Raw genomic sequence first — 10,140 nt, forward strand, 5'->3', positions numbered from 1 at the left:
CCTGTGCGTCTGCCAATTCCGCCACCCCGGCTAATAGGCAAATAAATGGAGCGGAAGACGGGACTCGAACCCGCGACCCCCACCTTGGCAAGGTGGTGTTCTACCACTGAACTACTTCCGCTCGGGTAACAATGCGGGTGAAGGGACTTGAACCCCCACGCCCATAAAGGGCACTAGACCCTGAATCTAGCGCGTCTGCCAATTCCGCCACACCCGCAAATCAATTATGGTGAGCCATGGAGGACTCGAACCTCCGACCCTCTGATTAAAAGTCAGATGCTCTACCTACTGAGCTAATGGCTCATGAGTTTGTCATACACTCATATTAGATGATGTCTCTTCCTCTACTAGCACGTTCAAAGGTGTCTAGAGCATTGAGACAATTCGGAATGAATTCAAAGATACAACCCTTGTTACTGAGCTAATAGTTCATAATAGATTAAATGGTGGAGGATGACGGGATCGAACCGCCGACCCCTTGCTTGTAAGGCAAGTGCTCTCCCAGCTGAGCTAATCCTCCACGGTATTGCCTAGCAACGACCTACTCTTGCAGGGGCGCTGGCCCCAACTACCATCGGCGCTGGAGAGCTTAACTTCCGTGTTCGGGATGGGAACGGGTGTTTCCTCTCCGCTATCATCACTAGGCAATTATCCAATAGACAAGTTATATTATAATCAAATTTCTTCGTTTGTCAATAACTCTTTATCTTCGACAACTTTCGTCATCGTTCCGACGTACCATCTTAATATAGCACGTTGAATAATATTTGTCAACTCGCTTTACTGTTTTTGTTTTATCAAAGCGACGATTTTCATTTTATATTGTTTATATGTTAAAAGTCAATAGTTTTTTAAAAAACAAATCGTCCCCTGTGCATTTTCACACAGGGGACAATATTTTTTATTTATGACGCATTTGCGGGAAGAGTAACACATCCCGAATGGACGGAGAGTTAGTCAAGAGCATGACTAGACGGTCAACGCCGATGCCGAGTCCGCCTGTTGGAGGCATACCGTACTCGAGCGCTTCGAGGAAATCTTCGTCCATTTCGTGCGCTTCATCGTTCCCTTGTTCACGTTCTTTCAACTGTGCTTCGAAACGTTGGCGCTGGTCGATCGGATCGTTTAGTTCCGTAAACGCGTTCGCATGTTCACGTCCAACGATAAATAGCTCAAATCGATCGGTAAAGCGTGGATCGTCCGGGTTTTTCTTAGCTAACGGCGAAATTTCGACAGGGTGGCCATAAATGAACGTCGGTTGGATGAGTTGCGACTCGACTTTTTGTTCAAAAAATTCATTGACGATATGACCAAACGTCATGTGCGGGGCGATTTCGACCCCATGTTCTTTCGCCAACGCCCGCGCTTCCTCGTCGTCCATGTGCCGCCAGAAATCAACGCCGACGTATTCTTTAATCGCATCGACCATATGAAGTCGCCGCCATTCAGGCGTTAAATCGACGGTATGTTCGCCGTATTGAATTTTCGTCGTGCCAAGCACTTCCGTGGCAATGTGAGCAATTAAGTTTTCTGTCAATTTCATGATGTCACGGAAGTCGGCATATGCCTCGTACAGTTCAAGCATCGTAAACTCCGGATTGTGACGGGTGGAAATCCCCTCATTCCGGAAGACGCGTCCGATTTCATACACTTTTTCCAAACCGCCGACGATGAGCCGTTTTAAATGGAGTTCGATGGCGATTCGCATATAAAGTGTCATATCAAGGGCATTATGGTGCGTAATAAACGGACGTGCAGCCGCACCACCTGCTATGGCGTGCATCATCGGTGTTTCGACTTCCAAATAACCTTGGCTGTCGAGATAACGCCGCATCGATTGAATAATGAGACTACGGGTGATAAACGTCTGCTTACTTTGCGGATTCATAGTTAAGTCGAGATAACGTTGGCGGTAACGTTGTTCGACGTCCTTTAAACCATGGTATTTTTCCGGCAATGGACGCAATGCTTTTGTTAAAAATTCATATGATGACACTTTGATGGAAAGCTCGCCGACTTTTGTTTTGAACATAGTGCCGCGCACACCGACGATATCACCAAGGTCAGAGATTTTAAACAGCTCATATTGCTGTTCACCGACATCGTCTTGGCGGACATAAATTTGAATTTGCCCTGTGACGTCTTGAATGTGAGCAAATCCTGCTTTTCCTTTACCGCGTTTCGTCATAATGCGGCCGGCGACAGCGACTTCAATTTGCTGATCTTCAAGTTCTTCTTTGGACAAATCGCCGTACAGTTTAAACAGCTCTTCTGCTTTATGCGTGCGCTCGAACCGTTTGCCAAACGGGTCGACACCTAGCTCTTCGATTTTTTTTAACTTTTCCCGGCGGACACGCAATTGGTCGTTCAATTCTTCATGGCTCATCCTTCATTCACTCCATTTAATGATTTTTTACGAAAAATACTGCCAGCGCGTGCTGGCAGTCATCCGCTTCATCAAATTCCGCTCCTATACGGCCCGGGCGTTCGCTGCCGCCTGATTCTCTGCATCCTGTGCGACTTTCAGCAGCAATGCGGCTAGTTCGTCCCGTGTCTCACACTCGTTGATGGCGTTGCGGATTTTCGCTGCACCGCGAATGCCTTTTAAATACCAAGCGGCGTGTTTGCGCATTTCTTTGACAGCAATATACTCACCTTTAAGCGCAATTAAACGGTCTAAATGCAACAGGCACACATCGATTTTCTCTGTCGGCGTTGGTTCAGGGATAAGCTCCCCTGTTTCTAAATAGTGCACGGTGCGATAAATCATCCACGGGTTACCGAGCGCCGCCCGTCCGATCATGACACCGTCCACCCCGGTTTCTTCAAGCATCCGCTTGGCGTCTTGTGGTGTTTTGACATCGCCGTTGCCGATGACTGGGATGTTGACCGCTTCTTTCACTTGTTTAATAATGTTCCAATCCGCTTTTCCTTCGTACATTTGTACTCTTGTCCGCCCATGGACGGCGACGGCTTTGCCACCAGCGCGCTCAACTGCTTGCGCGTTTTCAACAGCGTAAATATGATGTTCGTCCCAGCCGATTCGCATTTTGACCGTAACCGGTTTTTCAACGGCGTCGACAATGGAGGCAACCACGTCATAAATTTTATTCGGATCAAGAAGCCATTTCGCTCCCGCGTCGCAATTCGTAACTTTTGGAACCGGACAGCCCATGTTAATGTCGATAATATCCGCATTCGTATTTTTATCGACAAATTTTGCTGCTTTGACAAGCGTTTCCTTTTCGCCCCCGAAAATTTGCAGGCTGAGCGGCTTTTCCCGCTCATCGATATATAACATATTTAACGTCTTTTCATTGTTGTATACGATTCCTTTATCGCTCACCATCTCTGCGCACACAAGCCCGGCGCCGAATTCTTTGACAGTCAAGCGGAACGCCGAGTTGCACACGCCTGCCATGGGGGCAAGCACGACACGATTTTTAATCTCAACATCGCCAATGCGAAACATAAAAACGCCTCCTTTCTACTGGTTTGATTCGATTTTCGGCGGCGTCAGTTCTTCGACCGATATATTTAACAGCTCGGCGATTTGCTCGACGAGCGAATCGGACGGCATCCGATTCCCCCGTTCGATTTCACCAAGGATTGAGACGGAAACGCCGAGCTCCTTAGCCAGCCTTTCTTGTGTATATCCTTTTAGCTTTCGAAAAGCGCGAATACGTCTTCCCCATCTTTCTGCTTCCATACGCGAACTCCTTCTTTGTCAGGTAGTCGATCAACGATGTCTGTTAACGGCTCGAAAATGTTCGGTATTGTTAAATGGGAATTGATTTCGAGCAACGGGATAAGAACAAACGCCCGCTCCGCCATACGCGGATGCGGAATGACTAGTTGCTCTGTTTCAATATTTTCATGATTATACAGCAAAATGTCAAGGTCTAACGTACGCGGCCCCCAGCGAATTTCCCTTTTTCTCCCAAATTCTTGTTCAATTTGTTGCGTCACGTTCAACAAGGAAAATGGTGACAACGTCGTCGCCACCTCGACTACCATGTTTAAAAACTTGTCTTGATGGACGTAACCAACCGGATCCGTTTCATAGATGGACGAACTCGACTTTACAGAAATTCCCTCGTAGCGATCAAGTGCTTCAATGGCCGAACGTAAATAATAGACACGATCCCCTAAGTTAGAACCTAAGGAAATATATACAATGTTTTCCATTTAACGCCCCCTAACAATTTCAACGGCGACATGCTTATAATGTCCGCGGATTGGTGGATTTGGCTTCGTCACCCTCACGGTACAACGCTGAATGGCAGGAAAAGCGGCAAGCAGATCATCGGCGATCGCCTCAGCCACTGCCTCGATCAAAGCAAATGTCCGCTCCTCAACAATCGCCCGACAACGCTCGTACACATCCGCATAGTTGATCGTATGCTCAAGACAATCACTCCGCCCAGCTGGCCGCAAATCAAGCTCCATCGTCACATCAATCACGAACTTCTGACCGAGGACATTTTCTTCGGGAAGCACTCCATGATAGCCATAAAACTCCATCTCTCGCACATAGATTTTATCGATGGCCGCTCTCCCCTTTCCCAAGCATCGCATCCATCATTTTCGCCATGCGGGCGATCGGCAATACATCGTGAACGCGGACGATATTCGCCCCTTTCACGATACCAAGACAAACAGTAGCTCCCGTTCCTTCGACACGCTCTTCAACTGGCACGTCAAGCACATGGCCGATAAACCGTTTGCGCGACGTTCCAAGCAACAGCGGATAGCCAAGGGCAGCAAACTCATCAAGACGCCGCATCACCTCCAAATTATGCTCGAACGTTTTGGCAAACCCGATACCTGGATCTAAAATAATATTTTCATCTTTCACTCCGGCTTGTTTGACAATGCAGATGCTCTCCTCTAGGTCGACGATCATATCGGAAATAAGGTCGCGGTATGCCATATCGTGTCGATTGTGCATTAAAATAATTGGCACTCCGTACGAAGCAGCAACATGTGCCATATCCGGATCAGCTTTGGCTCCCCAAACATCGTTAATGATATGTGCCCCGGCTTCGATGGCTTGGCGTGCCACCTCCGCTTTATATGTATCAATGGAAATCGGCACATTCACCTCACTGGCAATCGCTCTTACCGCTGGAATGACGCGCCGTAATTCTTCATCGAGCAGAACCTGTTCCGCTCCCGGACGTGTCGACTCGCCGCCGATGTCAATGATGTCCGCTCCCTCGGCCACAAGCCGCTTCGCATGCTCAACGGCTTTTTCTACATCGTAAAATCGTCCGCCGTCAGAAAATGAATCCGGTGTGACGTTGACAATACCCATGATCAATGTTTTTTTGCCTAAATCCAACTCATGCCCGCGGCATTGAAGCACACGCGAACGCGTCATTGTTATCATCATCGATTCATCCTTTCTGACAATTCATTCCTCGTCCATAACGTGTCCGTAAAGCGGCGGTAATGGCGTTGCAGCGCACAGGTCACCGGGCCGTTTTGTCCAAGATAAACGCGATGGCCGATGCGGTGAAGCGGCACAATTTCCTGCAGTGAATTGGTGATAAACACTTCGTCGGCTTCGTACAAATCAGAAAGCGGATAAACTCCTTCTTCAATCGGGATATGCAACTCATTAAGCAACGCGATCACGAATTGCCTCGTGATGCCGTTTAATATGCCGACAGACGGCGCTGGAGTATAGACGACACCGCCTTTTATCCAAAAAATATTGGAGACAATGCCTTCCGCCACCGCACCTTCACGATTGAGAAAGATTCCTTCTGCATGGGGACGGTTGCCAAGCTCCCATTTCCCAATCATATTGTTTAAATAATGGTGCGATTTTAATCGTTGGTCGCCCTCTGGGCTGTTCCGCGTTGTTGTTAAAATGACCCCTTCTTTCCCCTCTTGAGGAGCCGCTGGCGGCAGCGGCTTCATGTAGACGATGATGGTGGGACGTAAGTACTGTTCCGTCGACAAGCCGAGATCACCAACACCGGCGGACACATTGAAACGCACATAAGCGTCTCGCAGTTCATTTGCCCTGAGCAACCGCTCGATGATGTCGACCGCCTCAGCGCGGCCGAACTGCCTAGCGATGTGGAGTTCGGACAGCCCGCAGTTCAGCCGTGCTAAATGGTCATCAAGCAAAAACGGATGGCCATCATACGTACGAAACGTTTCAAACAATCCAAGCCCATACAAAAAACCGTGATCAAATGCCGAAAGTTGCGCTTCTTCACGCGGAACGATTTTGCCGTTGACATATACGTACATATGGTCCATCACGCCTTTTTGTATGTGTCAATAAAGTTTTTCAGCAGTTGCATTCCGTGACTTGTCATAATCGACTCGGGGTGGAACTGCACCCCTTCGATTGGCAATGTCTTATGGCGGATGGCCATCACTTCGTCTTCGTCCGTCCAAGCGGAAACAGTAAAACAATCGGGAAGTGTTTCTTTGTCAACAATGAGAGAGTGGTAACGAGTCGCCGTAAACGGGCTCGGCACCCCTTGGAAAATCGTTTCTCCGTCATGGTAAACGGACGATGTTTTCCCGTGCATCAGCCTTGAAGCACGGATGACACGGCCGCCAAACGCTTGGGCGATCGACTGATGGCCGAGGCAGACGCCAAAAATCGGGATTTTGCCAGCAAAGTAAGTGATGGCTTCCAAGCTGACACCCGCTTCATTCGGCGTGCATGGACCTGGGGAAATCATAATAAAATCCGGAGCGAGCCGTTCAATCTCGGAAACGGTAATTTCATCATTGCGCTTGACAAGCAGCTCCTCACCTAGAACACCTAAATATTGCACTAAATTGTACGTAAAGGAATCATAATTATCAATCATGACGATCATCATTCTCACCTCATGCTCGAAAATAATGTCTCTGCTTCACTCAGCTCTTTTGCTCTCCAAAGGGCCGCCGCTTTTTTCAAACATTCTTTGTATTCATGCTCCGGGTTGGAATCAATGACAATACCTGCCCCTGCTTGTACATGCGCTATTCCATCTTTGACAACCATCGTCCGAATGGCGATGTTCAGCTCCATGTTGCCTTGAAAATCGATCCAGCCGATCGACCCGGTATACAAGCCGCGGCGGACCGGTTCGAGTTCTTCGATAATTTCCATCGTCCGCACTTTCGGGGCCCCCGTAATCGTCCCTCCTGGAAACATGGCGCGAATGACGGCAAACGCATCGTATTCTGGCGCGATTGTTCCGGAAACATGCGACACAATATGCATGACGTGCGAATATCGTTCGACTGTCATCCATTCGTCGACATGAACCGTCCCATATGCACAGACGCGGCCGAGATCGTTTCGTTCAAGATCGACGAGCATGGCATGCTCGGCTCGCTCCTTTTCGCTCGCGAGCAATTTTTGTGCAATTTGTTCATCTTCCGTTTTCGTCCGGCCACGTGACCGGGTACCGGCAATTGGCCGTGTTTCGAGACGCTGTCCACGTTTACGGACAAGCAACTCTGGCGAACCGCTCACAACTTGAAATTGTGGGGTATGCAAATACCCCATATACGGCGACGGATTAATGGTACGCAACTGCTTGTAGACGGCAAATGGATGAGCTAAGAGCGGCTGTGATTGGCGCACCGACAAGTTGACTTGGAACACGTCACCTTGGGCAATGTACTGCTTCACGCGCTGAACCGCCTCGATAAACTGCTGTTTCGTCATGGACACAGACGGAGCGGCGGCCGAGCCAGCAGTTGACCATCGGGGTGATTCACTCTGCTCCTCAAGCCACATTTGCTCATACATATCCAATCTTCGAAAAGCAGCCTGTTCCTCCCCATCGCTGGCATGGACGATCAAGTGGAGCTGCTGTTCTTGATGGTCGTAAATCGCCACATCATCAAACAGCCAAAAATACATAAACGGCAGCTGCAAATCGTCATGAGCAAGCTCCGGAAGCCGTTCGATGTAACGGACGCTGTCATAGCTGATGTAGCCGATCAGTCCACCTTGACACGGCAGTGGCTCGTCCTCATCCGGCATTAAAAAGTGCGAAAACCATTGTTGCAGCAACTCGAGCGGTGGCCCGTCCAGCGTCGTTTCTTTCCCACGATAGATGATAGATAACCGCTGCTCAGTCGCCCGGATGATCCCGCTTGGGTTGAGGCCGATGATGCTATATCTTCCCCCTTGACCGCTCTCAAGCAGCACGTGGTGCGGTCGACCGTATGCCAGCTGTTCGTACTGGCGGAGCCAATCCCGGCCGCTATAATCGATTGTCCGTTTCAGCCGCCTGCGCCGTTGTTCCATCTCGGTCAACTCCTCATGATGTTCATAGTTATTCTTATTGTACAATGATTAGTCATTCATATCACCCACTACCATAAAAAATTCGACAGGGTTGCCCCTGTCGAAAAACGTTGCTTAGTTTTCGAATTGGTAAAGCGGCGTGCTCAAATAACGTTCCCCATTGCTCGGGATCACAGCCAGCACTTTTTTTCCTTTACCGAGTTCTTTTGCTACTTTCAACGCCGCATGAATAGCAGCACCAGACGAAATGCCGCCAAGAATGCCTTCCTCGCGAGCCGCGCGGCGGGCAGCCGCAAACGCTTCTTCCGTTGTTACCGTAATGACGCCGTCATAAATGCTTGTATCCAAAATATCTGGAACAAACCCAGCGCCGATTCCTTGGATTTTATGCGGACCTGGTTTACCGCCGGACAAGACTGGTGAATCAGCCGGCTCAACGGCGTAAATTTTAATGTTCGGATATGCTTCACGCAATACTTTACCAGCGCCCGTAATCGTTCCGCCCGTACCGATTCCAGCAACAAACGCATCGAGCTGGTCGCCCATTTGCTCAACGATTTCTTTCCCGGTCGTCAAACGGTGGATTTCTGGGTTCGCTTCATTTTTGAACTGCTGCGGCATAAAATAGCCGTGCTCACGAGCGAGTTCTTCAGCTTTTTGGATTGCCCCGCGCATCCCTTGAGCACCTGGCGTGAGTACTAACTCTGCACCGTACGCCCGCAACAAGTTGCGGCGCTCTAAACTCATCGTATCCGGCATAACCAATACTGCTTTATATCCTTTCGCTGCTGCGACCATCGCTAATCCGATTCCCGTGTTACCGCTCGTCGGCTCAACGATTGTATCGCCCGGTTTCAGTCTTCCGGCCTTTTCCGCTGCCTCAATCATTGCTAATGCAATCCGGTCTTTGACGCTGCTGCCTGGGTTCATAAACTCGAGCTTCACGTAAACATCAGCGCTGTCTTCGTCGACGATGCGGTTCAACTTCACTGCCGGTGTATCGCCGATCAGTTCCGTTACAGAGTTGACTGTGCGTGCCATGGTTCCACCCCTAATCCCGATTATTTTTATCGAATTTGTTTCCAATGTATCAGTTATTGACGTAATTGTCAATCATTTTAATGTTTTCATCTTTTTTCGGCGAGTTGCTTGAGCTGCTCCAACTCTTCTTTCGCGAAATGGTATGTTTCGTTGCAGAAGTGGCACGAAGCTTCCGCCTGTCCTTCATTATCGATAATATCCTGAATTTCCTCCGGCCCTAGACTGACGAGGGCATCGGCGATCCGCTCGCGCGAACAGCGGCAAACGAATGTAACCGGCATTGTCTCAAGCACGCGGACATCTCCATCCCCTAAAATTTGTTCTAACATTTGTTCTGGACTGAGCCCGTTTTCAATCATGCGCGAAACGGGAGGAATTTGTTTCAGCCGTTCTTCAATGCGCGCAATCGTTGCTTCTTTCGTTCCGGGCATGATCTGAATGATAAACCCTCCAGCTGCCCGAATCGTATAGTCGGGGTTGACGAGCACACCGACACCGACGGACGATGGAATTTGCTCGGATGAGGCAAAATAATACGTAAAGTCATCGCCAAGCTCTCCAGAGATGAGCGGCACTTGTCCGGTGAAAAAGTCGCGCAACCCGAGGTCTTTCACTACGGTGAGCATCCCATTTTTGCCGACAGCCCGAGCAACATCAAGCTTCCCATGCTCGTTTAACTCAAAATGGACATGGGGGTTTGTCACATACCCACGTACTTCCCCTTTAGCGTTGCTATCGACTAAAATAACGCCGATCGGCCCACCGCCATCAATTTTAATCGTCAACGTTTCTTCACCTTTGAGCATCGCCCCCATCATGAC

At 49.2% G+C, this 10,140-nt stretch carries 11 protein-coding genes, 4 tRNA genes and 1 rRNA gene; all 16 read right to left on the minus strand.

The window, feature by feature from the left end; all coding sequences use genetic code 11:
* Window positions 1–46 precede the first annotated feature (46 nt).
* Window positions 47–121, minus strand: a tRNA-Gly gene (locus tag DSM465_RS0117175).
* An 11-nt stretch (window positions 122–132) separates the two neighbouring features.
* Window positions 133–217: transfer RNA gene (locus DSM465_RS0117180), tRNA-Leu, on the minus strand.
* Window positions 218–227: 10 nt separating this feature from the next.
* Window positions 228–303 (minus strand) — tRNA-Lys (locus DSM465_RS0117185).
* Between the two features lie 141 nt (window positions 304–444).
* Window positions 445–520, minus strand: a tRNA-Val gene (locus tag DSM465_RS0117190).
* An 8-nt stretch (window positions 521–528) separates the two neighbouring features.
* A 5S ribosomal RNA gene (gene rrf, locus DSM465_RS0117195) occupies window positions 529–645 on the minus strand.
* Between the two features lie 256 nt (window positions 646–901).
* Window positions 902–2,386 (minus strand): lysine--tRNA ligase, encoded by a 1,485-nt coding sequence (gene lysS / locus DSM465_RS0117200; protein ID WP_029761878.1) that lies wholly within the window; start codon window positions 2,384–2,386, stop codon window positions 902–904.
* A gap of 84 nt (window positions 2,387–2,470) precedes the next feature.
* Window positions 2,471–3,472, minus strand: a complete 1,002-nt coding sequence (gene dusB / locus DSM465_RS0117205) for a tRNA dihydrouridine synthase DusB (RefSeq protein ID WP_011886617.1) — start codon at window positions 3,470–3,472, stop codon at window positions 2,471–2,473.
* 15 nt (window positions 3,473–3,487) lie between these two features.
* The gene (locus DSM465_RS0117210) at window positions 3,488–3,709 is read right to left on the minus strand and encodes a helix-turn-helix domain-containing protein (protein WP_008881720.1); all 222 of its coding nucleotides are present in this window, start codon (window positions 3,707–3,709) and stop codon (window positions 3,488–3,490) included.
* Window positions 3,661–4,188 carry a 2-amino-4-hydroxy-6-hydroxymethyldihydropteridine diphosphokinase gene (gene folK, locus DSM465_RS0117215; protein ID WP_029761879.1) on the minus strand — a complete coding sequence of 176 codons (528 nt, stop codon included), beginning with the start codon at window positions 4,186–4,188 and terminating at the stop codon, window positions 3,661–3,663. The genes DSM465_RS0117210 and folK overlap by 49 nt, the downstream gene beginning before the upstream one ends.
* Window positions 4,189–4,569, minus strand: a complete 381-nt coding sequence (gene folB / locus DSM465_RS0117220; protein WP_369802847.1) for a dihydroneopterin aldolase — start codon at window positions 4,567–4,569, stop codon at window positions 4,189–4,191. It lies immediately after the preceding gene.
* A complete protein-coding gene (gene folP, locus DSM465_RS0117225; RefSeq protein WP_029761881.1) occupies window positions 4,541–5,395 on the minus strand; it encodes a dihydropteroate synthase in 855 nt (284 codons plus the stop codon). The genes folB and folP overlap by 29 nt, the downstream gene beginning before the upstream one ends.
* The gene (pabC, locus tag DSM465_RS0117230; RefSeq protein WP_029761882.1) at window positions 5,392–6,267 is read right to left on the minus strand and encodes an aminodeoxychorismate lyase; all 876 of its coding nucleotides are present in this window, start codon (window positions 6,265–6,267) and stop codon (window positions 5,392–5,394) included. The genes folP and pabC overlap by 4 nt, the downstream gene beginning before the upstream one ends.
* A gap of 8 nt (window positions 6,268–6,275) precedes the next feature.
* Window positions 6,276–6,851: an aminodeoxychorismate/anthranilate synthase component II gene (gene pabA, locus DSM465_RS0117235; RefSeq protein WP_029761883.1), complete on the minus strand. Its 576-nt coding sequence runs from the start codon at window positions 6,849–6,851 to the stop codon at window positions 6,276–6,278.
* Between the two features lie 5 nt (window positions 6,852–6,856).
* Entirely contained in the window at window positions 6,857–8,278 is a 1,422-nt protein-coding gene (gene pabB / locus DSM465_RS0117240) for an aminodeoxychorismate synthase component I (RefSeq protein ID WP_029761884.1), read from the minus strand.
* Between the two features lie 114 nt (window positions 8,279–8,392).
* Window positions 8,393–9,319, minus strand: coding sequence for a cysteine synthase A (cysK, locus tag DSM465_RS0117245; protein ID WP_008881713.1), 927 nt, complete (start codon window positions 9,317–9,319; stop codon window positions 8,393–8,395).
* Between the two features lie 86 nt (window positions 9,320–9,405).
* Window positions 9,406–10,140: Hsp33 family molecular chaperone HslO (gene hslO, locus DSM465_RS0117250; protein ID WP_029761885.1), on the minus strand; the 735-nt coding region annotated here is incomplete at its 5' end.

It is taken from the genome of Geobacillus thermodenitrificans subsp. thermodenitrificans DSM 465, from assembly GCF_000496575.1.
GTDB classification, from domain to species: domain Bacteria; phylum Bacillota; class Bacilli; order Bacillales; family Anoxybacillaceae; genus Geobacillus; species Geobacillus thermodenitrificans.

Coding starts and splice junctions, on each gene's coding strand:
- lysS (WP_029761878.1), bottom strand. CDS start 2,386: ATGAGCCATGAAGAATTGAACGACCAATTGCGTGTCCGCCGGGAAAAG.
- dusB (WP_011886617.1), bottom strand. CDS start 3,472: ATGTTTCGCATTGGCGATGTTGAGATTAAAAATCGTGTCGTGCTTGCC.
- DSM465_RS0117210 (WP_008881720.1), bottom strand. CDS start 3,709: ATGGAAGCAGAAAGATGGGGAAGACGTATTCGCGCTTTTCGAAAGCTA.
- folK (WP_029761879.1), bottom strand. CDS start 4,188: ATGGAAAACATTGTATATATTTCCTTAGGTTCTAACTTAGGGGATCGT.
- folP (WP_029761881.1), bottom strand. CDS start 5,395: ATGATGATAACAATGACGCGTTCGCGTGTGCTTCAATGCCGCGGGCAT.
- pabC (WP_029761882.1), bottom strand. CDS start 6,267: ATGTACGTATATGTCAACGGCAAAATCGTTCCGCGTGAAGAAGCGCAA.
- pabA (WP_029761883.1), bottom strand. CDS start 6,851: ATGATCGTCATGATTGATAATTATGATTCCTTTACGTACAATTTAGTG.
- pabB (WP_029761884.1), bottom strand. CDS start 8,278: ATGGAACAACGGCGCAGGCGGCTGAAACGGACAATCGATTATAGCGGC.
- cysK (WP_008881713.1), bottom strand. CDS start 9,319: ATGGCACGCACAGTCAACTCTGTAACGGAACTGATCGGCGATACACCG.